Raw genomic sequence first — 24,781 nt, 5'->3', positions numbered from 1 at the left:
GTTCCGATGCTTGTCCCTGGTGAACTCCACATTGGAGGCGTTGGTTTAGCTCAAGGCTACCTCAACCGTCCGGACTTGACCGCAGAGAAATTTATTCCTAATCCCTTTCATCAGGCAAAAACAGAGGGAGATTCTTCTGTTTTGCCTTCTTCAGCTCGTTTGTATAAAACAGGAGACTTAGCACGTTACCTTCCTAACGGAAATATCGAGTTGCTTGGTCGAATTGACCATCAAGTGAAAATTCGTGGCTTCCGGATCGAACTAGGGGAAATTGAAGCAGTTCTTAGTACCCATCCTCAAGTACAAGCAGCAGTAGCCGTTGTCCGAGAAGAACAAGCTGACAACAAATACATAGTTGCTTATATTGTTCCTCGCCAGGAATTCCTTAGCAGCAGTGCATTGCGTAATTTCCTCAAACAGAAGTTACCCGATTATATGCTACCGTCTGCTATTGCAATCCTAGAGGCTCTACCTTTGACACCTAACGGTAAGCTAGACCGTCGCGCCTTACCAGCACCTGATATAGAACAGTATCGAATCACAGAGTTTGTCCCGCCTCGGACATCCATTGAAAAAGCGATCGCCAATATCATCGCTTCTGTTTTGAGACTAAAACAAGTAGGCATTCACGACAACTTTTTTGAACTCGGAGGACACTCCCTGCTTGCAACTCAAGTTATTTCTCGCTTACAACAAACATTTAACATCGAATTGCCGCTACGTTGTTTGTTACAATCTCCTACAGTGGCAGGGCTCAGCCAGACGCTTGCAGAGTACTGTCAAACTCCATCCTTAGCATGGGAAAAATCCTTTGTTCCTCTGCCGACAATTGTGCCAGATCCAAAGCAGCACTATCAACCCTTCCCCTTAACTGAGATTCAACAAGCTTATTGGTTGGGTCGCAATGAAGCCTTCGAGCTTGGCAATATTGCTGCTCATGGTTATATAGAGCTAGATTGCGATCGCTTGAATTTAGCAAGGTTAAACCGGGCATGGCAAAAACTCATCCTGCGTCACGATATGCTTAGAGCAGTGATTTTACCGGATGGTCAGCAGCAAATTCTCACAACAGTCTCTCCTTATGAAATAGAGGTTGTAGACCTGCGCGGACAGTTACCTGAAACTATTTTCACACAGCTACAAGCAATTCGCGATCGTATGTCTCATGAGGTTTTATCTGTGGATCGATGGCCCCTGTTCAATATACAAGCGACTCGTTTAGATGAACAACGGACTCGACTCCACCTTAGCTTTGACGCTTTGATTGGCGATGCTTGGAGTTTGTTTGTGCTGATGCGGGAGTGGTCGCAACTGTACCAAAATCTCGAGATGGTATTACCACCCCTAGAACTGTCGTTCCGAGATTATGTGCTTGCAGAGTCAACTCTAGAAAATACACCCCAGTATCAACGTTCTCAAGAATATTGGTTTAACCGCCTAGACACCTTAGCGACACCCCCAGAATTACCCTTAGCTAAAAACCCAAATTCCATTACTAAGCCAAAATTTCAACGTCGCAGCGCTCAACTTTCACAAACCCAATGGCAACAATTGAAAGACCGAGCTAACCAAGTCAACCTGACTCCTTCTGGGGTGCTGTTGAGTGCTTTTGCCCAAATCCTTACTCAGTGGAGCAAAAGTGCAAAATTTACTATCAATCTCACACTGTTTAAGCGTCTACCCTTGCACCCCCAAGTTAATCAAATTGTTGGAGACTTCACCTCCCTCACGCTTTTGGAAATAGATAACTCAGTTCCTAATACTTTTACCGCCCGCGCTCAAAAAATACAACAACAACTATGGCAAGATTTAGACCACGGCTATGTTAGTGGTTTGCGAGTTCAGCGAGAACTCAGCCGTCGGCGAGAAAGCTATCAATTTATGCCAATTGTCTTTACCAGCACGCTAGGTTTGGAATCACTCGGTCAAAACACATCGTCGCTGAATCAGTTAGGAGAAGTGGTCTACAGTATCAGCCAAACCCCACAAGTTTGGTTGGATCATCAAGTTATAGAGCAACATGGGGCATTACTATTCAACTGGGATGCAGTCGAAGAACTCTTCCCAGTTGGTTTTCTTAACGATATGTTTGAAGCTTACTGTAATTTGCTCAAGCAGCTAGCTACTTCAGAATCAGTTTGGTTTGAGACCCGTCAACAATTGTTAAGCAACGCTCAACTTCAAACGCGAATTGCAATAAATAATACTGCTGTACCCCTTTCCTCACAAACTTTGCACGGTCTGTTTATCGAACGAGTACAACTGCAACCTGATTCCAGGGCCGTCATGACTCCAAATCGCACCCTAACTTACCAGGAGTTATACCAACGCGCCAATCAATTGGGACATCAATTGCGGCAGTTAGCAGTCACTCCCAATACTTTAGTTGCTGTGGTGATGGAGAAGGGGTGGGAGCAAATTGTCGGGGTATTAGGAATCTTAATGTCCGGGGCGGCTTATCTCCCCATCGATCCCGAACTACCCCAAGAACGACAGTGGTATTTACTGGCACAGGGACAAGTGCAGTTAGTCCTCACCCAGTCTCACCTCAATCGTTACCTGTCTTGGCCATCAAATATTCAGTATTTATGTGTGGAGAGTCAAAACTCAGAAAATAGCGATTTTAGCTCCATAGAATTAGCGCAGGCTCCCAGTGATTTAGCTTATGTCATTTACACGTCCGGTTCTACAGGTTTGCCTAAAGGGGTCACGATCGACCATCAAGGTGCAGTCAATACAATTTTGGACATCAATAAACGTTTTAGAGTCAGCCCATCTGACCGAGTGCTAGCTCTTTCGGCATTGAACTTTGACCTGTCAGTGTACGATATTTTCGGTATTCTGGCGGCAGGGGGAACTATTGTTATTCCAGCCCCAGATAAAATCAGAGACCCCGCGCACTGGCTAGAATTAATGGTGTCTCAACAAGTCACTCTCTGGAACTCAGTTCCAGCCTTAATGCAGATGTTGGTGGAATATTTATCCCAACCACCACAAAAATCCCTCTCATCTCTACGTTTAGCTTTGTTAAGTGGGGATTGGCTACCTCTGAGTTTACCGGGGCAAATTCAAGCACTGTGGTCAAATGTACAGATAGTAAGTTTGGGAGGAGCAACCGAAGCTTCCATTTGGTCGATTTACTATCTTATTGAGACAGTTGACTGTAATTGGAAGAGTATTCCCTATGGGAAACCACTAAGTAATCAACGTTTATATGTGCTGAATGAAGCATTGGAACCATGTCCTGTGTGGGTGATTGGGCAACTATATATAGGGGGGATTGGTCTAGCAAAAGGTTACTGGCAGGATGAAGAGAAGACAAACGCTAGCTTTATTATTCATCCGCATACCAAAGAGCGATTATACAACACTGGTGATTTGGGACGCTATTTACCCGATGGCAACATTGAGTTTTTAGGGCGGGAAGATTTTCAGATCAAAATCAATGGTTATCGTATCGAACTCGGCGAAATTGAAGCAACTTTGAAACAGCATCCCAATGTTAAGGAGTCCGTGGTTACTGCTGTAGGAGAATCACAAAAGAATAAACAATTAGTCGCTTATGTCGTCTGCGATCGCAAGTTGACATCAACTCAAAATCTAGCTGAAGCTTACCAACCACCTCAACTTGAAGGAGTATTGACCGATGCTGTAGAGCGTATAGAATTTAAGCTGAAACAACCGGGATTACGACCACTAAAATCTTCTCAACTCAGTATTCAATTGCCTCAGCCTGAGTTTGATGAAGTTCTCAGTCAAACTTACTTAGAGCGTCAGAGTTATCGGCAATTTCTGCCTCAACCTATTTCCTTGGAACAGTTCAGCCAGTTTTTAAACTGTCTCCAGCAAATGAAATTGGATGATTATCCTTTACCAAAATATCGCTATCCTTCTGCTGGCAGTCTCTATCCCGTGCAGACTTACTTGTTCATCAAACCCAACCGAGTCGAAGGTCTAGAAGCAGGCATATACTATTACCATCCCGCCGACCACCGTCTGGTATTACTCAGCACCACCAGCGAAATTGAGGGCAGTGTTTATGGTGATAATCAAAACATTTTTGAACAATCTGCCTTTTCACTATTTTTAATTGGAAAACTCAATGCGATCGCCCCTATGTATGGGGAACTGGCAAAAGATTTCTGTCTTCTAGAAGCGGGTCACATGGGTCAGTTACTGATGAGTTCTGCACAAGTCATACTGAGTGCGGTTAGTATCTTGATATTCGTCTACTAGAATGTGGCGAAACTTATTGTGCCAATAACCCAAAACCTGCTCGTTTTGCTGAAATAGCCTCACAGGAACGAAGATAAGGTCATCAAAATCCAAAGCATTGTTTTCTGCAAGGCGATTTTGATAGCAGCTGTAAACTTCTGCTATCACCCGTCCCCGATAATTAGGTTGCTCTCTCTCGAATTCTTGAGGTGATAAACCTTGGTTTTTGGCGTTGCTGATAGCATAACGGACAGAACGAGGTTCAAACTTCTTATCGTCTAGGTTAAGTTGTTTTGTAACAATTTCTTTAATCAAGCTTTGGGCATCGGACTCGTCAAAAATCGAGAAATTCTGTGTCCAACGACGTCCTTTTTCATCTTCATATTTTGCAATATCAAAGCGGAGAATGCGAGAGCATAAACTGTGGAAAGTGCCACACCAAATGTGTTTGACAGTTTTTTTCCAAACCTGTGACTTCAGTTTATTCTGTTCGTATTCTGCTAGTAAATCAAACCGTTCACCATATTCCATCATTGCCAACCGTTCGGCAAACAGCTTTTGAATGCGTTCTCTCATTTCTCGTGCGGCTTTATTAGTAAAGGTCACCGCCAAAATATTCTCTGGATCGACACGATGATGGGAAATTAGGTTAGCAATGCGATAAGTCAGCGCTCGTGTTTTACCGGAACCCGCACCAGCAACAACTAGTAAGGGACCGCAAAAATGTTCTACAGCGCGGCGTTGACTGGGGTTGAGGTGACTGAGAAAGTCGTTGGTTGTTGTCATGGGCGTGAGGGAGCAACACGTATCGCGTAATGTCACATTATAGAGGAATTTCAATTGTCATGCTTTGGGGCGATCGCTGAAAGCTATCCGTAGGACTACAGACGCTTGTAGTCTTGCTTGCAGTAGAGTCAATAGTACTGACCTACCAATTGTTCAAAATTTCAAGAATTATAATTTTTATTTAACAAATATAAAGATAGTATTTCTACGTAAATGGAGCAACATCAACACTTTTGTCAAGAACCCGTGCTCACAACCAACTACTATTGAGTACTGACACGTCACTTAATTCTTAACAGAAAGTGGAAGGCGAACAGCAAAAATCGAGCCCTCTCCAGGTTCACTCTTAACAGAAATATCACCTCCCATCATATGGCAAAAGTGTCGGCTAATTGCCAACCCCAACCCGGTGCCCCCATACTTCTTGGTAGTCGAGGCATCCCCCTGAGTAAAGGGTTGAAAGAGCTGCTGCTGTTGATGATAGGTCATTCCAATGCCCGTGTCTTCAACTGTAAAATTAATCATTTTGGAAGACCCGTTCTCATTTGAGCTTTGCTTTTCTTTCCGAATGACCAGCTTAACTTTGCCGTTGTTGGTAAATTTGGCAGCATTACTCAAAAGATTGTAAAGAACTTGCCTGAGCTTGGTTTGGTCGGTATGCATCACGCCAAGCTCCTCATCACAATCGACTTCTAAGACATTGCCATTTTTTTCCACTAAGGGCTTGACTGTCATAATGATGTTATTTATCAGTGTTGCCAGTTCAAACGTCTCTGGGTAAAAGGTCATTTTCCCCGCTTCAATTTTTGAGAGGTCGAGGATATCGTTGATCAGTGTCAGCAAATGCCTTCCTGCACCATTAATAGATTCAAGGTCACTGATAAAATCTTCTGCCATGCCAAAATCAGCAGCATCATCTTTGAGCAGTTGACTCAAACCAATAATGGCATTTAATGGCGTGCGTAACTCGTGGCTGATATTGGCAAGAAACTGACTTTTTGCCTTACTAGCTGCTTCTGCAAGTTCTTTTGCTTGTTGGAGTTCTTTAGTCCGTTCGGAAACTCTCTCAATGAGACGATTTAGAGATTTAGCAAGTAACCCAATTTCATCTTCGGTGCTGACTGGCGCTCGCAAATCAAAGTTAGATTTCTTGGCTACCTGTTCCGCAACTTGAGTCACAAGAATAACTGGTTCTGCTATAGCTCGCGAAGTGCGCCATGCAACAACAGCAGCGATCGCCACCGATAGAAGCATACTTACTATAACAATTAACCTCTCGACTCCTTTAGCAATCTCTACATCTCTTTCTATTCCTCGCTCATACTCTTCCGCACTTTGCAAAATGTTACTCAATTGCTGGCGTAAGCGATCGAGACGGAGAGATGTTTCACCACCCATAATTGTTAGTAACTGTTCTCGGGCAAAGGCAATTCGCTGTTGCTGTTGAGGCTGTTTTTCGAGTTGCTGTAGAACTGCATCAATTTGCCAAACGTAGGAGTCTAAGTTACTTGCATAATCGTGCATTAGAGTTCGTAAAGTGTTTTCGGTTGCTGCTAACCTTCCCGGTTTACTGTCTAAGAATTCTGTAATTTGTTGTTCGACATTTTTAGCTCTGTCAAAACTCCTAAATAGGTCAAATTTTTTGCTTGACAGCCTCTCTGGGTCTTCTATAACAACAACTAAGTTGGAACTGTGTAACTGTGCTGCTACTAAGGCATTCCTATAGTTAGAAAGCATATGAGTTTGGTACCGGGCATGGCTTAATTGCCCGATTTCAATTCCTCGATAATAGTTAGCGATCACTATACCGGTCAGCGAGCCTAAAAAACCAATACCAATCGCTAAAAAGTATCCATAGCCTATCTTTTGATGAATTCGCCAAGAACTAGCTTTGAGTTTCCCTCGGGAGGGAAATTCAATGGTTGGGAGTTCGTCGGTAGAGGGCTGTTCGGCTGACACTTGTTTTCTTTCTATATTGCTGTCAACAGCGGTTGGCTTTTGAGTTTGCATACCTCAAATTCTCCTTGCCCTCCCGCGAAAATCTGTGAATTTGTATAGGGGCTGCAATTTTATTAATTTGCGATTAACACCTACCACTTTATCTTCTTTTTTAACAAGATTAGGGGAGTTATCAGTAGAAAATAAAGTTTAGATTATAAATAAAGGCTAAGTTTTTAAGGATCTATTATGAAGTTTTTACAAAGTGCCTTTATTCTCGCTGATGGTAAACCATACCCAAACTAGTAGAATGCTACTTTTCACAAAGGAGGGCATATAAATTTCATGAAAGAGCACCCGCAAGTAATAGGAAGCCATGCTCTTGGACAGTAGATATTGACTCCTTTCATCTCTAATTTTTTCTCCATTGACTAGTATAGTTTGCCTGACCTGCTTCATTTCTATCACAGATTTTAAATTTTTAGAGACGCGAAATGCCTTGTTCCTTAAGGAACTTTGCACTTCACGTCTCTATAGTTTGGTTTAGCTCCAGGATTGGTGCTTATTTACTAACTTCCACGCAAGAGTCTTACGCAATAGCCGCGCTTAGATTGTCAACAGCTTGCTTCAACAACTCTACCTTATCAGTACGCTCCCAAGGTAAGTCTAAATCGTTACGTCCCAAGTGACCGTAAGCCGCGACGTCCTGATAAAAACGTCCGCCTCTTTCGCTTGGTAAGTTACGTAGATTAAAGGCATGGATAATACCGGCAGGGCGCAGTTCAAAATGCTCTTTGACGACTTCTAATAAGATTTGGTCATCAACTTTACCCGTGCCAAAGGTATCCAACATAATGCTTACGGGTCGTGCGACACCGATGGCATAACTCAGTTGCACCTCACATTTTTCTGCCAACCCTGCAGCGACAATATTTTTCGCCACATAGCGACTGGCATAAGCAGCACTGCGGTCTACCTTTGTGGGGTCTTTGCCAGAAAATGCCCCGCCGCCATGACGCGAGTAACCGCCATAGGTATCAACAATGATTTTGCGTCCGGTCAGACCGGAGTCCCCTTGAGGACCTCCAATCACAAACTTACCTGTGGGGTTAACCAAAAAGCGAGTTTGCTCATCTGGCTTGACATCAAGGTCCACAAAAACAGGTTCAACTACAGCTGACCAGAGGTCTTCTTTAATCTTGGCTTGCACCTCTGCCTCATCTGTAATTTCACCAATGGTAGCTGTATGCTGGGTGGAAATCAGGATAGTATCAATTCCGACAGGTCGTCCGTCCTCATATGCGATGGTCACCTGAGTTTTTCCATCCGGTCGCAGGTAGGGTAAAACCCCTGTCTTGCGAACAGCCGCCAATCGACGAGCAATACGGTGAGCAAGGCATATAGGTAATGGCATCAGTTCTGGGGTATTTATGTGCTGTAAGTAAGCTTATTTGCGGTTTACTCGTACAGGTGCAAGATGTGAGTTATAGGGAAAAAATTGAAGAACTTGTAAAGAAATTGAAGAAAAATTGTATAAAATATCACAATTCATTTTTCTACATTCCAAAGTATTCCTCTGCCTTTTCTTAGCACCTCGTCTTTAGACCGCTATTCATCCTTGCTACATGGCAAGTAAAGAATTTCGCGGAATTCTTAAACAAGTTTACTAGTACTTAGTATGGAAAATTTAAATATTTTTCATATTTCTTAAAAAAACTTAAAGACTAATAATGAATCTATAAAATAAATTTTAAAACAATTGGTAAAGCTTTGGATGTTAGCTTATTATTCCCAATGATGCTTATGAAAAACTTACATATGGTTGCAGAAGTATCTAACACCAAAACAGACCTGAAAAATCTAGATAAACACAAGTCTAAACGCCACCGTGGTGTTATTCTTACCCCTTCAGGGAGAGAAAAGCTGCAGAAAACGATACTTGAATTAGAATGGCGGGAAAACTTTGGAGCAAGGTTCACTTTTGAAAACTTGAGCCAACGTACAGGATTAACTACTATTACCCTAGCAAGGGTAATGGCTTGCGAAGAAAAAGTTGACAAACGAACACTTATTCATCTATTCAAAGCGTTTTATCTAGAACTGAATGAAAGCGACTATTCACAACCTGCTTCCAATGATGAGAGGATTGAACAGGTTGTTACTCCACTGAATCAAGATTGGGGAGAAGCAATTTGTGTCTCAGCTTTCTACGGGCGTACAGAAGAACTTGCTAAACTAGAGCAATGGATTATCAATGAAGGTTCCCGAATAGTTACAGTGTTGGGTATGGGGGGAATTGGTAAAACTTCTTTGTCTGTAAAGTTAGCAAAACAGATTGAGAATAAGTTTGAGTATGTCATTTGGCGCTCGCTATGGAATGCTCCATTAATTCAAGACGTTTTAGATGATTTGATTCAATTTTTATCCAATAAGCAGAAGGCTAAAACAGAGCTGCAAGAAAGTAGCATAAATTCCAAAATTTCGTACCTGATTAATCATTTTCGCTTACACCGCTGTCTGATTTTGCTTGATAACGTTGAGGCAATTCTACAGAGTGGCACTTATGCTGGGTACTATCGAAAGGGATATGAAAATTATGGACGCTTATTTCAACAGGTAGGAGAAGTTTCTCACAAAAGCTGCATGATGCTAACAAGCCGTGAAAAACCCAAAGAAGTGGCATCACTCGAAGGAGAATCACTATTAGTTCATTCATTACACCTAAGTGGTCTCAAACAGGTGGAGGCGCAAAAAATCTTTCAACATAAAGGTTTTTTAGTCTCTAATGAAGAATGCAAAGAACTGGTGAACTACTATGGAGGTAATCCATCAGCTTTGAAGATAGTAACTACCACCATTGAAGATGTTTTTGATAGCAACATTTCTGAATTTTTAAAACAAAATACAGTTGTTTTTGGTGAGTATCGCCAGTTTTTAGAACAGCAGTTTAACCGCTTATCAGATTTAGAAAAAGAAATAATGTACTGGCTGACAATTAACCGTGAGCCAATTTCGCTTTTAGAATTACAAGAAGATATTGTAGCACCAGTATCACAACAAAGATTGTTGGAAGCTTTGGAATCTCTAGGACGGCGCAGTTTAATTGAAAAAGCTGCAGCACGCTTCACATTACAACCTGTAATAATGGAATATGTAACTACTGAATTGATAGATTTAGCCTGTGAAGATATTGCAACCCAACAGCTTGTATTTCTTAGAAAGTATGCCTTAATGAAGGCAGAGAGTAAAAGTTCTATTAGGGAAGCTCAAATACACTTTATTCTCCAGCCAGTTATAAATGGGCTGATTAGTATTTTTAAAAGCAAAAGAGGTGTCAAAGATTGGTTAAATGAAATTATAGAAAGTCTAAGACAGCGATCTCCACTTGAATTGGGATATACAGCTGGAAATATTCTCAATCTGCTTAAGCATCTAAAAATTGATTTAAGCGGGTATAATTTTTCCTACCTGACAGTTTGGCAGGCAGACCTATGGGGTTGTAATTTAAGTAAGGTTAATTTTGCCCACGCAGATTTAACAAAATCTGTTTTTAATAGAGCTTTCAACAGCATTTATTCGCTATCATTTAGTAGCAATGGAAAATTTTTAGTTACAAGTGACGCTGATGGTGAGATTCGATTATGGCAAATAGTTGGAGAGAGTGAGCAACTATTGTCTTTAAAAGAACATCTTAGTTATGTTCGCTCGATCGCTTTAAATCCGGAGGGTGGTACTTTTGGTAGAGATAGTACAAAGCAAACTGCAAGTATAGGGAATGTTAGCATTGATGAATGCTTGAACTCTTCGCCAGTACACCCGAATGGGGTAAGAACAGTTACCTTTAGTCCGGATGGTCAAACCTTTGCTGGTGGCTGTGAGAATTGGACGGTAAAGCTATGGGATGCCAGCACAGGTCTTTGTCGCAAAACATTTCAAGGTCATACTAATCGGGTAAAGGCTGTTGCTTTCAGTCTCACAGGTAATATCTTAGCCAGTGGCGGTGATGACAAAACAGTAAGGCTGTGGGATACCTCTCATGGTCAGTGCTTTAAAATACTGCAACATAAAAATGGGGTATGGTCGATTGCCTTTAGTCCTCTAGGTAAAACCATAGCTAGTGGCTGTGATGACCAAAAAGTACATTTGTGGAATGTCAACACAGGTCTTGAGTGTAAAACTTTGGAGGGACACACAGACTGGGTATTGTCAGTTGCTTTTAGCCCAGATGGTGATACATTAATCAGTGGTAGTAAAGACCAAACAATCAAGCTATGGGATTTCCGCACTGGTAGATGTCTCAAAACTTTAGAGGGACATACAAGCTGGGTATTGTCAGTTGCCTTTAGCCCAGACGGTAATACCTTAGCTAGTGGTAGTACAGACCGAACAATAAAGTTATGGGATTTCCGCACTGGTAGATGCCTCAAAACCTTAGAAGGACATACCCACTGGATACGGTCAGTTACCTTTAACCCAAATGGTCAAATTCTGGCTAGTGGCAGTGAAGATCGGACAGTGAAGCTATGGAATGTTTTAACAGGTGAGTGCCTGGAGACACTAACAAACTATGGACTCTACGAAGGTATGAACATCCGTGGGGTTACAGGTTTAACCCAGGCAACTATTGCGTCTTTGAAGGATATGGGGGCAGTAGAAATCCCAGAATAACAGCTAATTCGTAAATATTAAGCAGCTAATGTCCTAAGTCTTGGCGACATTTGGCGATATTTCAGAACAAGCTTGCTACATACTCATCAAGGTTAGCACGCTTGATTCTCCAACTTCTACCGATAACCTTGGCTTTCAACTTTTCTTTGTTAATCGCCTCTCTCAAGACTTGGCGAGATAGCCCGGTTAACTCTTGAGCTTCGGCAATAGTTAGCAGTAATTTCTCAGCTACGCGAACACGGGTATCTTCTCCAGTTCTAGCCAGCAACGTTTCGATGACTGCTGACAGCCGTTCAATTACTGTGGGATTCTCGCCAAATTCCGCAATCTCGCCACTGGGGTAAACTTTTGTATCTTGCTGGTAGTGTAAGGTTGTCGTGATTTGGCAAGTTTCGTTCGCTGAATCTCCGCCAAAACTCGCCCCTTCTTCATCCTGGTCAAATGCTGTATCTTTCTGCCCGTGTTCTCCTGTCGGATTTTGGCGACTTTCTACAGCAGGTTTGTAACTGGGTTGATAAAGCTCCTCTTTAAACGCTTCCAGTTCCGTCTCATCAAAATTGGCTGTTGGTCGGGTTTTACCTTTCTCATAGCGAACGCTGATTTTGCCCTGTTGGACGTAACGCTCCAGTGCTCGAACACTTACACCTAAAAAATCCGCCGCCTGTTGTTTATTCATATTTTAATCTCGCCAAATATTGCCAAATATTGCCGGGAGCCGAAACCTCAATCTACACTAGATTTTAGCAAAAGTAGTGGCGAATTTTGACGATATTACGTGAGACGTTTGAGATGATATTTCGCAGTTTGTACCATTTTAGTATCGCAAATGACAAAGGCAAAGCGCATGACCCAATTAAGTACTTCGCTGCCCCAGAGAATCAAGACTTAGGCGTGGTTAAATATCTGCGAAAGCCAGTCTCCAAGCTTGACATTATCTTTGGCAAAGGTATTTCTACAATCGGTTGTCTTGTAGATTTAGCTGAAGAAACTGGTGTGTTGATCCGTAAGGGTGCTTGGTATAGCTATAACGGTGAAAATATCTCTCAAGGTCGGGACAATGCTATTAAGTACATGGAGGAGAAACCCGAATTTACAGAAAAGATTAAACAGCAGGTACGTGAAAAACTAGAAATGGGGGCTGTTGTTTCCGCAAATTCTGTCAGGAAGACAAGCGAAGACGAGCAAGAAGAAGAGATGGATGAAGAATTTGAAGAAGAATAAATTTTTTTAAATCTTCCACTTCTTAAGTGGAAAAACGGACTCTCCGATTAAGCTAATAAGTTAATAGATTTGTGGTGTGGGTATCCCGCCTGCCCATAAATCTAAAATCACAGTAAGCCGCGTCTGCCATTAGGACGCACAGTCATCCAGTTAGTTTTAGCTAATGCCAATTGTTCATCAGAAATTTTGGCACCAGTTAAATTAGCTCCACAGAGATTGGCTCCTCTCAAATTTGCATTATTGAGATAAGCATGACTCAGGTCTGCGCCTCGAAGATCGGCTCCTTCTAAATCAGCATTATTAAGATATGCCTTAGTCAAAATGGCATCTTTAAGATTGGCTCGATTGAGGCTTGCTCGCCCAAAATCGCTGTTGTTGAGATTAGCTCCTTGAAGGTTAACGTTTTGTAATTGAGAACTATGGAAATTTGTTCCTGATAGGTCAGCACCTTGTAGGTTTAGCATACTTAAATTATACAGGGCAAAATCTCTTCTCCCTTTCATGTAAGCTGTCAGTAAACCCTGAGTATCTAACTTACGTGGAGTTTGGGACTTTTGCTCTGCAGAAGGTCCGCTGTAACTGCTAGTTAGAGTGGTTGATTTGGTTGTCATCACTCTTTGTGTGCCTACTCCATTAATGCCGGTACCTTCTCCGATTCTGGCTCGTCTTGCGCGAATTGCAGCTGCCATTTGTGCAACTCCCTGTCCTCCAGAAGCATGAGCAGAAGGATTGCTGGACAAAGCGCTGGATTCTTCCCAATGCGGCGATCGCTCTTTTGCATGACCTTGAGGCTGTACTACCATACTTTGAGCCAAACTATCTAAATAAGGCTCAAGTGCTAGTGCTCTGAGGACTTCTTCTGCTGACTGGTAACGATTGCGAACCGAGACTTCTAGCATTCTCCGCAGGACTTCAGCGAAGTGATTGCTAATATGTACGATTTGCTCCCACTGCATTTCTCCTGTTGTGGGATTATAATCGATGTCTTTAGGAGATTTGCCAGTTAGTAAGTAAATACATGTCACGCCTAATGCGTAGATATCGCTTGCATAGACGGGACGCATTGCCATTTGTTCAGGTGGTGCAAAACCTGGAGTGCCAATTGCATAAGCCGTTAATGCTGTCTGTTCGGATTGGTTTGTTAATGTTTGTACTTGGTTTTTAACAGCACCAAAGTCAATAAGAACTAATCTGCAATCTTGAGCACGACGAATTATATTTGCCGGCTTGATATCACGGTGAATCACTTTCCGTTCGTGAATGTATTGCAGTAAGGGCAAAAGCTCGCTCAAAAACTGCTTAACTCCTGCTTCGCTACAAACTCCGTTGCGTTTAATTTCTTGTTGCAAGGTAAGACCGCTGATATATTCTTGAACCAAGTAGAATTGTTCGCGGTCTTCAAAATAGTCTAGTAACCGTGGTACTTGGGGATGATTACCAATTCGACCCAAAGTTACAGCTTCTCGCTCAAAAAGCTCTCGTGCCATTTGGATTATGTGCGGAGCTGTTCCTGAAGGACGTAGTTGCTTGATTACACAACTTGGTTCTCCTGGTAAGGCTTCATCTTGAGCTAGAAAGGTTGCTCCAAAACCACCCTGACCTAAGGCTTTGACGATTCGATAGCGATCGCGCATTAGCAGTCGCGAGCCACAAGACTGACACCTGTCGCTATATGCCAAATTTTCAGGGTTAACACACGTGGGATTTATGCAGTAGCTCATGTACAGTCAACTCGCTACACGAATGATGATGAGTGTTGAACTCTTCTCTCATTATTTAGTCCAAAATTGGCTTTTGCCAGGTAATTTTCTCTGGAATTCTATTGAAGAGTTGCTAAAGTTCAGCAAGTATTGCGTGAAGCAATCGTAAACTCACTAATATTTCCCATATCGAAGCTATTAAGCCACATCCAGCTTATTATTCACCTTTATTTCTTTAAAATTAAAACCTCAACCTTCAAAGTTTAAAAAAATTCATTAATTTTTTGTAGTAGGAAGTTTATGTTTTCATCTTACACAACATGAATCGCTGCTCTTAAAACTATACACCCTCGTGTTTGCCTCAAGCTATTTTTCTGACAATTTAGACCCAGATCCTTTTCACAATTTTTAAATAAAATGAAGTTTATTTTAGATGAGTGTACAGTTATGGGCTAACAGTCATAGGTTTTGTTCTACCCGCATAACCTTAGTATCTATTTTTACATTTATCCGAGGGCTCTTCTAACCCACCTTCATGGTAAGGAATCATTGCTTGGTGCTGTCAAGATGTTAATTTATATCAATTTTTCTTAGTTTTTATTTCTTAATAACTGAACATTTGTTCATATATTGTATATTAAATCTTAAGAATAAAGAGAAATTTGGAAAAAGCTTATGACAAACGTCACCCAAATGAAGTGTGCCTGCGACTCTTGTCTGTGTATTATCTCTATACCGGATGCCGTCAATAAAGATGGCAAGTACTACTGCTCGGAAGCTTGTGCAGAAGGGCATACAAAAACTAAAGGCTGCGGTCACAGTGGCTGTGGCTGTTAGGTTCGGTATTAATAAATACAGGGGGCGAACAGCCATTCACCCCCGTACTACTAGGTACCATAAGTCATAATTCGCACTTCTAACTTTACAGTTAGGAATTATGAATTACGAATTACCAACTTAGAGATTAGACATGACATCACGTGCAGCTTGCAGTGTCCGGTCAATATCTTCCTCTGTATGAGCTATCGAAGTAAACCCAGCCTCAAATTGAGATGGTGCTAGATAAATACCGCGCTCTAGCATACCGCGATGAAATCGGCCAAACTTGGTTGAATCGGACTTTTTAGCGTCCTCGTAGCTGTGGACGGGACCATTCGTAAAGAACAGACCAAACATACCACTGATGTGACCGCCACAAGCTGCATGACCGGTTTCTTTAGCGATTTGCAGCAAACCTTGTGTTAGCTTCTGAGTAATTCGGTCAAGATACTCATAAGTTCCCGATTTTTGCAATAATTCCAAAGTTTTAATTCCAGCGGTCATTGCTAGGGGATTGCCAGAGAGGGTTCCTGCTTGGTACATCGGACCTGCTGGAGCAACTATTGACATGATATCCCGACGACCACCATAGGCTCCTACAGGTAATCCACCACCGATAATTTTTCCTAAGGTTGTTAAATCGGGGGTAATGCCAAACTTTTCCTGAGCACCACCGTAAGCAATGCGGAAACCTGTCATAACCTCATCAAAGACCAATAACGCTCCATGGTCTTTAGTGAGTTCCCGTAACCCTTCTAAAAAGCCTGCGTCAGGAGGAATAAACCCAGCGTTACCAACCACTGGCTCTAATATCACGCCTGCAATCTCGCCGGGATTTTCCTCGAACAAGGCTTTGACTGCTTCTAGATCGTTGAAAGGAGCAGTAAGGGTGTTACTGGTGACAGATTTGGGAACTCCAGGGGAGTCTGGTAAACCCAGAGTTGCCACACCAGAACCTGCTTTCACAAGGAACATATCGGCATGACCGTGGTAACAGCCTTCAAACTTGATAATCTTGTCACGCTGAGTAAAAGCCCGCATAAGTCGCAGGACTGCCATACAAGCTTCTGTCCCCGAGCTAACAAATCTTACCATTTCGATGCTCTTAACTGCATCAATCACCATTTCAGCCAGTACGTTTTCCAGCACGCTTGGTGCGCCAAAACTGGTACCCTTTTCCAAAGCTTCATGTAGAGCGGCGATAACTTCAGGATGAGCATGACCGCAAATAGCTGGACCCCAACTGCCCACATAGTCAATGTATTGGTTTCCATCCACATCCCAAATGTATGCGCCTTTGACACGGTCAAAAACGATAGGTTGTCCACATTGGTCATTGGTCATTGGTCATTAGTCCTTGGTCATTGGTCACTGGTCATTAGTTAGTACGTAGTACTTAGGGTGGGCACTGCCCACCAATTGAACAAGTCATTGGTCATTAGTTAGTGGTTAGTAGTACGTAGGGTGGGCACTGCCCACCAATCGAACAAGTCATTGGTCATTAGTAGAAAATATGATTGATTATGGTCTGTGCCCGAACTAGGTTTAGAAAACTTGTCTTGTAAGGAAGTCGGTGTGAATAAACAGAAATACATTACAAAATGTAAATGCATCTGAAACCGTTACGAATGACCAATGACAAATGACTAATGACTCTTACTTAGATTGACCTTTTTCCAAAGCTTCTTTAACTAAATCATCGCTAACTTCGCTTACACCATCAGTTGTGGAAGCATGAACATCCTTTGCCATATCCATATAATCTTGTGGATCGCCTGTTTGCTTCGTTTGGGTGTTTGTCTGTTCCGGTTCGTGTAATTCAAACTTAGGTGCAGTTGCTTCGTCAGCAGCTTTTGCACCTTCACCAGTGCGATCGACATCACTAACGCTAAATTTCTGGGCTGCTTGGTAATCCGCTTCCATATCAACGTTTGGCGTTTTTTCCTCACCACTCCTCATGTTCTCCGCAGCCAATTGAGCATCATGAGTAGGGGCTTGAGAGGGATTGGGTTGAATTTGGTCAGCCATAGGTCACCTTTTTAAGTATTTTTACCAATGCTGAAATTCTATCAGGGTCATATGTTCATTTATTGGCATCCTAAGATAGATTCTTACCTCTATTAAAAGGCAGATAAAAACTTTTTTTTTAATCTCTTTCTCATGGAGGTAGAACTTGTTTCTAAAACTTTGATACGCCTTAATTCAGTGCAAAGTTAGGAGTTAGTAGGAGAGGGTTAAACCAATTCATTTGTTTTAGTGTAGCCAGAAACTATTTGATTAAACCCGTTTCCTACAGGAGTTAGTAGCTGTTATTTTCTACTAAGCACTATCTACCAACTACTAACAAATAACAATGTTAAATACTTTTGGAGATAAATTATGACTGCAAGTTACAATAAAAGTGCTCCTCAAGCTTTAAGCAATGAAACTCAAAAAGTAGTCAATGCATTCAATCGTTTGGATACTGATGCTAAGCTAGCTTGGCTGTATTTTGTTTATAAAAAAATGGGTGATTCTATCACTCCGGCTGCTCCCGCTGCTGGCGAACCAGAATTAGCACCAAAACTGCTCGGTGATTATCATCAATTGTCTGACGAGGAGCAATTAAAAATTATGCGGCAAATTGTGAATCGTGAAGATTCAGAATACTCCCGTGCATACGGTGCATTAAAAGAAAACAACCAGCTTTTTGTTTGGTATGGATGGGCGGTTAAGATGGGTGAATCAATTGTGGATATGCCACCAAACTACAAAGCAACTGACGCAATTAACAACGTGCTTTCCCAAATAGAGGGACTGGATTTTGAAGCACAAATGTCCGTGCTTCGGACAATCGTTGGTGACATGGGCTACACCGATATTAAGCCTATTGAAACACAAGCTCAAACTGGTAAAACACCAAGTTTGTAACAGCTAATAGCTAATGGTTCTCATCTCACTCAAATCTTGTGTAGAGACACGTCATGGCGCGTCTCTACATCGCCTAAAATGAGGCAAATTTGTGCGGTTATCTGTGACCCACATCCCCTTCCTCTTCTGAGCGTGCAAGATGTCAATTAACAACTAGCAACCTACGATGCAAGGTGACTTAAATCAGATGGAGTGAGATGAGAGTGTACGACTTGACCATCCCGAAACCAAACAATACGCTGTGTTTGACGAGCAACATCTGGTTCGTGAGTCACCATGACCACAGTAATGCCGGTGGCATTCAATTCGCTAAAAATATCGAGTACTTCTTGAGTTGTGCGCGAGTCAAGTGCGCCTGTAGGTTCATCGGCTAGAAGGACAACGGGACGGTTAACGATCGCACGGGCAATAGCGACCCTTTGTTGCTGTCCCCCAGAGAGTTGGTTTGGTCTATTATTGAGACGCTTTTCTAAACCCACCCGCTTGAGTGCTTCTGCTGCGCGATCGCGACGCTCGTTAGCATTTACACTAGCATATACCATAGGCAGCATCACATTTTCTAGGGCTGAAAGTTGGGGTAACAAGTGGAATTGTTGGAACACAAACCCCAGTTTTTTATTGCGGATGTGTGCCAACTCCGTATCATCCATTTGGGCAACATCAACCTTATCTAAATAGTAATGTCCTGAGGTTGGGCGGTCTAAACAGCCAATGATGTTCATGGCTGTAGATTTCCCAGAACCAGATGGACCCATAATGGAACAATATTCACCCTCTTCTACAGTTAAATTAACTTCATTAAGTGCCCTGACTTCCGTTTCACCACTGCCATAGATTTTAAAAATATTTTCCAGACGAATAATTTCCGGTTTAGATAGGGGATTGGGAGTGCGAGAGTCGGTAATTGATAGAGTATTTGCCATAAAGATTTTTTATCCCACCATAAATGACTTAGTAAGCAATGCCCACCCTAAGCTTGAATTTTCTAAGCGCTTCTTAAAGCCACGATTGGGTCAAGTTTAGCAGCGCGACGTGCGGGAACGACACCAAAGAACAAACCAATAGCACCGGAAACCCCCACAGCAAGACCAATCGCCACAGGGGAAATTCCCGCTTCCAAAGGTGTCAAACTAGCGACCAGCATAATGCCACCTACACCAAAGGCAGTCCCGATGAAACCACCAGCTGCTGAGAGAATCACTGCTTCAATCATAAATTGCAGCAAAATATCTTGGGGGGTTGCACCAATGGCTTTACGCAAACCAATTTCATGAGTGCGTTCGGTTACGGATACGAGCATAATATTCATGATACCGATGCCACCAACGAACAAGGAAATACCTGCTATCGCCGCCAGCATAATTGTCAAAGCGCCCGTGATTTGACCGACAGTTTGCAAAGCATCTTTTTGGCTGCGGATAGTAAAATCATCCTCACCGATAATTTTGTGCCGCTGACGCAATAAGTTAGTGATTTGAAACTCTGCCGCATCGACACTATTGCCATCGCGAGCCGAAGTCACAATATAATCTAACGCAATGCCATAGGGAGAATTCTGTCCCACAAGTCGATTTGCTGATGTTGTCAGGGGTACAAGTGCTGCTTCATCATAATCAGCCCCCAAGCTTGAGCCTTTAGCTTCTAAGACGCCAATCACCAAAAAGCTGGCGTTTTTGATTCGCAACTGCTGACCTACAGGGTTGCTATTACCAAATAACCTCTCTGCTATCTCAGCACCAAGTACGGTGACTTGATTATTGCGCTTCATGTCAATTTCGGTAAAAAACCGCCCTTTGGCAGTGTTAAAATCCCTCACTTCTGGAAAGCTGGGAGTTGTACCAATAATATTGACATTGGTGTTTTTATTACCGTATATAACAACGTATCTCCTGTTTAATTCTGGTGCAACTCCCGCCACTGTAGGCACTTGAGATGCGATCGCTTCAGCATCTTCAAGCACCAAGTTTTTCGGCATATCAGTGGAAATACGTTGAGTTTCCTGATTTCCAGGAATAATAAACAGCACGTTTGGACCCAAAGACTGCAACTGCTTGTTAACGTACTTTTGCCCTCCCTCACCGATGCCAATCATAGCAATAACTGAGGCGTTACCGATAACAATTCCCAGCATGGTGAGGGCACTGCGTAACTTATTTGATAGCAAGGTTTTCCCTGCCATTTTCATACTTTCTAAGATGTTCATTTTTTCTGTTGTTGTGCTTTCTTGTAGTCTGAGGGTGGGTTGAGGAAAATGCGATCGCCCGCTTTCACGCCATCTAAAATCTGAGTTTGGTCTTTGACTTGCGCTCCCACCGTGACAGAGCGAAACTCAGGTTTATTGTTTGCATCCGGCACCAAGACACCCGTCTCGCCCTTCTCAGTAACAATCGCTACAGTAGGCACCAGTAAAGCATCTTGTACCTTGTCGCCTAAAAACGTCATATCAACATTCAACCCAGAACGCAATTTATCCGCACCAGTCTCAATTGCAACCCGTACCTGGAACAAAGTGACACCTTCTTCCTTAACCGCTTCAGGAGCCCCCTACCCTGACTCAACCCAATCCCGTCACTTTAACACCCGGTCAAACCATCAACACCGTTGATTTTGGTTTTCGTCCAGTAAATTCCTTAGGTAGCGCGGTATTTATTGATACTGATGGTGATGGCGTTCAAGACCCAGGAGAACCTGGCATACCTAACGTTACCCTGACCATAACTGGACCAGGACCAGACGGTCAGCTGGGTACACCAGACGACATTACACAAACTACAACTACCAATAACAACGGTAACTACAGTTTTAACAACTTACCACCCGGCTCCTACACAGTTGCCGTTACTAATCCCCCGAATGGCTTTACTGCCACCCTTACTCAACCTAACCCCGTGGCTCTAGGTGCCAATCAGAGCATCAACACTGTTAATTTTGGTTTCCGACCGGGGAACTCAATTGGGGATAGCGTTTTTATTGATACCAATCGCAACCAACGTCAAGATCCAGATGAAAGGGGAATCAGCAGCGCTACCGTTACCTTAACAGGTGCTGGAGCGGATAATCAATTTGGTACTCCCGATGACGTTACTCAGACCACAACTACTGATGACAACGGTAGATACACGTTCACCAATTTACCACCGGGCAATTACAGAGTTAGAGTTACCGGCACTCCCTCGGACTTTACTCCTACCCTGGTTCCACCCGCAACCATTACCCTAGCTGCAGGTCAGAATATCGATACGGTTGACTTTGGTTTCTTTGCTTCTACCTTGGGTGCAGGTGAACCCGATCTACGTCTAGTCAAGCGAATTACTAATGTGTTGAGAAACGGTCAGTCCATTGGAGCTAACTTCAGTACTTTTGATGATGGTCCCGGTGATAATGACAATAACATCAACCAGTTACAACCCGTTCTTGGAGTTCGAGATCTTCAAACACCTCTACAAAGCGGTGATGAAGTTGAGTACACAATCTATTTTCTTGCTCAAAATGTCAATGACGTTAGGTTCTGCGATTTAATTCCTGTAGGAACAAGCTACAGCAACGGTAGCATTTCCGTTGTTGGAGGTGGAACTGGTGCAGACCAAGGTACCTTTTTCACTCCTTTACAACCTTTACCTTCTGGTAATACCTGTTTGAGTCAAACAAATACTCAGGGGGCATTGATTGTGAATTTCGGTAGTTTTAACGCTACTAGTGGAAACCCTGTTTACATTCGCTTCCGTGTCAGAGTGGATTAAGGTGGTTTGTGGTTATTGGTTATTGGTTAGTGGGTAACAAACTACTAACCACTAACTATTAACTACTAACCAAACCAAGCTATGATTATCTTGGTTTTCGCCTGCTGCCTCAAAACTACTTTTTTTAGACGACAATGCAAAGAAATCGTTTAATTGCGTCCGCGATCGCTAGTAGTGTGTTTCTATCCTTTTTCAATAGTTTTGCTGGAAAAATTGCTCAGGCACAAAAGCCACAGCGCCCTACTCCCTTGCTCAATGCTAAATGTGTGAACAGTGGACTTGGCACTGCCCGCGAGCAAAATCTTGATGTTGCCATAGGAAGAGCAGTTTATACCAGTCAATTTTATTTAGGACCCGGTACCCGTTCTGCTTCAATCACTTGCAGCATAAAGCCAGAAAACCGCCCTCAACCCGTTTTTCAAACCCTAAATTTGGCTTTTGGAATGCGTGATAATAACATAAGCAGTCCAAGTGTTGATGTTAGAGTATATTTAGATGGGAAACAGGTTGAGAACCGCACTGTTGGTCCTGCACAACAAGCCTCTTTGTCCCTTGATGTGAGTAATGTCTCCAACGTTTCTATAGAAGCTGTTTGTTCCAGCCAAACCCAATATTGCGATCGCGTTTACTTTTTCACTGCTGGTTTGGAGCGACCAACCGCACCCCAACAATCGCAAAAATAGTTGTAGAGACGCGCCGTGGCGCGTCTCTACAAAACACTAACTCCTAACCATTTTATTACCAGCCATTTTTAGATTTTTTCTCTAGACTTTCAATAATATCAATATTATCTGTTGTGTCCGGTTGACTGAGATTGGGTTGTTCCAGACTGGGGTTTTTTTGTTTACCAGATGAATCTAAGTTAGGAAGCTGCTGTTGTCCTAAATTTTCTGCAGCTTGCTTAAATAAGGGCTCTATTTTATTTCGCCAGTACTGAATATTAGGTAACTTTTCCGGACGATCCTTGTAGGACAAAACCTTATCCCATTGTCCCTCAGCCAGCGCTGTATCCACGTCTTTAAATAAAGCTTCTGCTTTCGCCCAATCTTTCTGCCATTGGGTTACCATTTCTGTTGTCTCTTTCACAGGAGGGGAGTTTGACGTTGCTGATTGGAGTAATGCGATCGCACCCTGTAAATCTCCTGATTCATACTTCTTTCTGGCTTGTTCCAGCATCTTAGACGTATCATCAGCAGACTTATTTTGTGATTTTTCTGGTAACTCACTTGAAGGTGAAGGGGTAACATTAACAACTGGTTTGTGTTTTGCTTTTGGAACGGGGCGAGAGGTAATGAGATCGTCATCATCCTCTGTTTTCACCGCAATGCCTTTATCTCGCAAGCACCCAACCCACCCATCTCGATCTTTTATAGCATCAGAGTGAACCCATGCTGATGTTTTTGGGTCAAGTTTAATCTGCACCCAACCGCGTTTTGTCCGCAAACCCGTGACTTCAAAATGGCTGTCTTCTGTAGTGGTTTTGACAACACTTTCAGAAATATTACTTGGCTCAGAACGCAGGTTAACATTCTCTTTTACAACAGCCAAGCACATTTGTGCTGAAGTCGTGTCATTATCGCTAAAATTAGAAGCAACATTTTGAACATTCTTAACTACAGCTGGGGTAATAGCAGCAGCACCAGTGGCTAAAATAGCAAGAATGGATAACTGTAGCAAATCGGGCCCGCTAGAACCTTTGGGGGAGGGGGTGGATCTGGGAGAAACTTCTATTGGATGAGCAACGGGATTTGCTGGAGCAACGGCAATGGTTTTTTGCCGGGACTGGGGCGATAAAGGCTTGATTGGTGGGTAGTGTGTGGGGTATGTTGTGGAATTGCTAACGGATTCTACAGGCGCAGAGGACGCAGCAGTAAACGAGTGTAACGCTTGTAATGCTTCCGATGCACTTTGGTAGCGGTCTTTGAAGTGATATCGCACCATCTTGCTTAAGACTGCTTCTAAATTATTGCTAACAGGTATTAAATGTTGCCAGAGGATTTCCCCAGTATAAGTGTCTTCTTGCAAATCCATCGGTACTATTCCCGTTAGCGCTTGAATAGCGATAATCCCCAAGGAATAGAGATCGCTGTTAGGGCGGGGCTTGCCTTGCCCCTGTTCTGTAGGCATATAACCGGGCGTGCCAATAGCTACCGTGGCAGAGTGGTTTCCTGCCATAGTAAACAACTGGGTTTGGGAAGAGTATCCCGAGGAGACGCGCAATTGCTTGACAGCGCCAAAGTCTACTAAAACTAATTTGCGATCTGAGGCGCGACGAATGATGTTATCTGGTTTAATGTCACGATGAATAACACCCTGTCCGTGGACAAATTTTAAAATACCCAAAACTTCCAGCAACATCTCGATAACCTGACGTTCGGTCCAGCGTCGGCTGGGAAGCAATTCGTCACTCAGGGGATGCCCTTCAATAAATTCTTGTACTAAGTAAAATTCTTGATTTTCATCAAAATAAGCTAAAAGTCGGGGTATTTGGTCGTGATTCCCCAATTTTTCTAGAGTTTCTGCTTCACTTTGGAATAGGCGTCTGGCAGTGTCAAACACTTTGGGATCGGAACTAGCAGGCTTGAGGTGTTTGACAACGCAGATGGGGTTGCCCGGTCGCCTAGTGTCTTTAGCAATATATGTTTCCCCAAAGCCCCCTGTAGCAAGGACTTTAATAATTTGGTAACGATGATCCAGTAGCTTGCCTATCATATTCACTCCCCAGTGTTAACACCCGATTTAATAGAGCGTAATAAATATCTCCAAATATTTCTCAATAAAATC

The 24,781-nt window shown here is 42.8% G+C and carries 13 protein-coding genes and 5 pseudogenes; 7 read left to right on the top strand and 11 right to left on the bottom strand.

Annotated features, from left to right (window positions below):
* Positions 1-4,236, top strand: a 4,236-nt coding sequence (locus ACYRY3_RS04415; RefSeq protein WP_460200523.1) for an amino acid adenylation domain-containing protein, incomplete at its 5' end; no start/stop codon positions are given.
* Here ACYRY3_RS04415 and ACYRY3_RS04410 read toward each other — a convergent pair.
* The 3 genes and pseudogenes from ACYRY3_RS04410 to metK all read right to left on the bottom strand — a co-directional run.
* Positions 4,186-5,001, bottom strand: a pseudogene (locus ACYRY3_RS04410) (UvrD-helicase domain-containing protein); the annotation flags it as partial. The gene ACYRY3_RS04415 and the pseudogene ACYRY3_RS04410 sit on opposite strands and share 51 nt — an antisense overlap.
* Positions 5,002-5,286: 285 nt before the next feature.
* A complete protein-coding gene (locus ACYRY3_RS04405; protein ID WP_460200522.1) occupies positions 5,287-7,011 on the bottom strand; it encodes a sensor histidine kinase in 1,725 nt (574 codons plus the stop codon).
* Between the two features lie 517 nt (positions 7,012-7,528).
* Positions 7,529-8,365 (bottom strand): annotated as a pseudogene (gene metK, locus ACYRY3_RS04400) (methionine adenosyltransferase); the annotation flags it as partial.
* A 377-nt stretch (positions 8,366-8,742) separates the two neighbouring features.
* Here metK and ACYRY3_RS04395 point away from each other — a divergent pair.
* Positions 8,743-11,607, top strand: a complete 2,865-nt coding sequence (locus ACYRY3_RS04395) for an NB-ARC domain-containing protein (RefSeq protein ID WP_460200521.1) — start codon at positions 8,743-8,745, stop codon at positions 11,605-11,607.
* 61 nt (positions 11,608-11,668) lie between these two features.
* Here the strand turns inward: ACYRY3_RS04395 and ACYRY3_RS04390 are convergent, their stop codons facing one another.
* Positions 11,669-12,283 carry a helix-turn-helix domain-containing protein gene (locus ACYRY3_RS04390; RefSeq protein ID WP_460200520.1) on the bottom strand — a complete coding sequence of 205 codons (615 nt, stop codon included), beginning with the start codon at positions 12,281-12,283 and terminating at the stop codon, positions 11,669-11,671.
* A 104-nt stretch (positions 12,284-12,387) separates the two neighbouring features.
* On the opposite strand from ACYRY3_RS04390, the pseudogene ACYRY3_RS04385 reads away from it, so the two are divergent.
* Positions 12,388-12,828 (top strand): annotated as a pseudogene (locus ACYRY3_RS04385) (hypothetical protein); the annotation flags it as partial.
* Between the two features lie 107 nt (positions 12,829-12,935).
* On the opposite strand, the gene ACYRY3_RS04380 reads toward ACYRY3_RS04385, so the two are convergent.
* Positions 12,936-14,549, bottom strand: a complete 1,614-nt coding sequence (locus ACYRY3_RS04380; protein WP_460200519.1) for a protein kinase domain-containing protein — start codon at positions 14,547-14,549, stop codon at positions 12,936-12,938.
* Between the two features lie 654 nt (positions 14,550-15,203).
* Here ACYRY3_RS04380 and ACYRY3_RS04375 point away from each other — a divergent pair.
* Positions 15,204-15,365, top strand: coding sequence for a metallothionein (locus ACYRY3_RS04375; protein ID WP_460200518.1), 162 nt, complete (start codon positions 15,204-15,206; stop codon positions 15,363-15,365).
* A 120-nt stretch (positions 15,366-15,485) separates the two neighbouring features.
* Here the strand turns inward: ACYRY3_RS04375 and hemL are convergent.
* Positions 15,486-16,673, bottom strand: a pseudogene (gene hemL / locus ACYRY3_RS04370) (glutamate-1-semialdehyde 2,1-aminomutase); the annotation flags it as partial.
* A 330-nt stretch (positions 16,674-17,003) separates the two neighbouring features.
* Positions 17,004-17,375: a hypothetical protein gene (locus ACYRY3_RS04365; protein WP_460200517.1), complete on the bottom strand. Its 372-nt coding sequence runs from the start codon at positions 17,373-17,375 to the stop codon at positions 17,004-17,006.
* A 351-nt stretch (positions 17,376-17,726) separates the two neighbouring features.
* On the opposite strand from ACYRY3_RS04365, the gene ACYRY3_RS04360 reads away from it, so the two are divergent.
* The gene (locus ACYRY3_RS04360) at positions 17,727-18,257 is read left to right on the top strand and encodes an orange carotenoid protein N-terminal domain-containing protein (protein ID WP_460200516.1); all 531 of its coding nucleotides are present in this window, start codon (positions 17,727-17,729) and stop codon (positions 18,255-18,257) included.
* Positions 18,258-18,418: 161 nt separating this feature from the next.
* Here the strand turns inward: ACYRY3_RS04360 and ACYRY3_RS04355 are convergent, their stop codons facing one another.
* From ACYRY3_RS04355 to ACYRY3_RS04345, 3 genes and pseudogenes are all read right to left on the bottom strand, one after another.
* Entirely contained in the window at positions 18,419-19,180 is a 762-nt protein-coding gene (locus tag ACYRY3_RS04355) for an ABC transporter ATP-binding protein (protein ID WP_460200515.1), read from the bottom strand.
* A gap of 62 nt (positions 19,181-19,242) precedes the next feature.
* Entirely contained in the window at positions 19,243-20,460 is a 1,218-nt protein-coding gene (locus tag ACYRY3_RS04350; protein WP_460200514.1) for an ABC transporter permease, read from the bottom strand.
* Positions 20,457-20,798, bottom strand: a pseudogene (locus ACYRY3_RS04345) (efflux transporter periplasmic adaptor subunit); the annotation flags it as partial. The gene ACYRY3_RS04350 and the pseudogene ACYRY3_RS04345, both read right to left, overlap by 4 nt.
* Before the next feature lie 8 nt (positions 20,799-20,806).
* Between ACYRY3_RS04345 and ACYRY3_RS04340 the strand changes: the two are divergent.
* Both ACYRY3_RS04340 and ACYRY3_RS04335 read left to right on the top strand, forming a co-directional pair.
* Positions 20,807-21,997 carry an SdrD B-like domain-containing protein gene (locus tag ACYRY3_RS04340; RefSeq protein WP_460200524.1) on the top strand — a complete coding sequence of 397 codons (1,191 nt, stop codon included), beginning with the start codon at positions 20,807-20,809 and terminating at the stop codon, positions 21,995-21,997.
* Positions 21,998-22,131: 134 nt separating this feature from the next.
* On the top strand, positions 22,132-22,680 hold the full coding sequence (locus tag ACYRY3_RS04335; RefSeq protein WP_460200513.1) for a hypothetical protein: 549 nt from the start codon (positions 22,132-22,134) through the stop codon (positions 22,678-22,680).
* Between the two features lie 55 nt (positions 22,681-22,735).
* Here ACYRY3_RS04335 and ACYRY3_RS04330 read toward each other — a convergent pair whose 3' ends face one another.
* Entirely contained in the window at positions 22,736-24,709 is a 1,974-nt protein-coding gene (locus tag ACYRY3_RS04330; protein WP_460200512.1) for a protein kinase domain-containing protein, read from the bottom strand.
* Positions 24,710-24,781 lie beyond the last annotated feature (72 nt).

The sequence above is a fragment of the Scytonema sp. NUACC21 genome (assembly GCF_054684315.1).
The sequence above is the reverse complement of the archived record's forward strand: the minus strand, read 5'-3'. Positions and strand labels throughout refer to the sequence as shown.

Coding starts and splice junctions, on each gene's coding strand:
- ACYRY3_RS04360 (WP_460200516.1), top strand. CDS start 17,727: ATGACTGCAAGTTACAATAAAAGTGCTCCTCAAGCTTTAAGCAATGAA.
- ACYRY3_RS04390 (WP_460200520.1), bottom strand. CDS start 12,283: ATGAATAAACAACAGGCGGCGGATTTTTTAGGTGTAAGTGTTCGAGCA.
- ACYRY3_RS04380 (WP_460200519.1), bottom strand. CDS start 14,549: ATGAGCTACTGCATAAATCCCACGTGTGTTAACCCTGAAAATTTGGCA.
- ACYRY3_RS04355 (WP_460200515.1), bottom strand. CDS start 19,180: ATGGCAAATACTCTATCAATTACCGACTCTCGCACTCCCAATCCCCTA.
- ACYRY3_RS04335 (WP_460200513.1), top strand. CDS start 22,132: ATGCAAAGAAATCGTTTAATTGCGTCCGCGATCGCTAGTAGTGTGTTT.
- ACYRY3_RS04330 (WP_460200512.1), bottom strand. CDS start 24,709: ATGATAGGCAAGCTACTGGATCATCGTTACCAAATTATTAAAGTCCTT.
- ACYRY3_RS04365 (WP_460200517.1), bottom strand. CDS start 17,375: ATGGCTGACCAAATTCAACCCAATCCCTCTCAAGCCCCTACTCATGAT.
- ACYRY3_RS04375 (WP_460200518.1), top strand. CDS start 15,204: ATGACAAACGTCACCCAAATGAAGTGTGCCTGCGACTCTTGTCTGTGT.
- ACYRY3_RS04405 (WP_460200522.1), bottom strand. CDS start 7,011: ATGCAAACTCAAAAGCCAACCGCTGTTGACAGCAATATAGAAAGAAAA.
- ACYRY3_RS04395 (WP_460200521.1), top strand. CDS start 8,743: ATGAAAAACTTACATATGGTTGCAGAAGTATCTAACACCAAAACAGAC.
- ACYRY3_RS04350 (WP_460200514.1), bottom strand. CDS start 20,460: ATGAACATCTTAGAAAGTATGAAAATGGCAGGGAAAACCTTGCTATCA.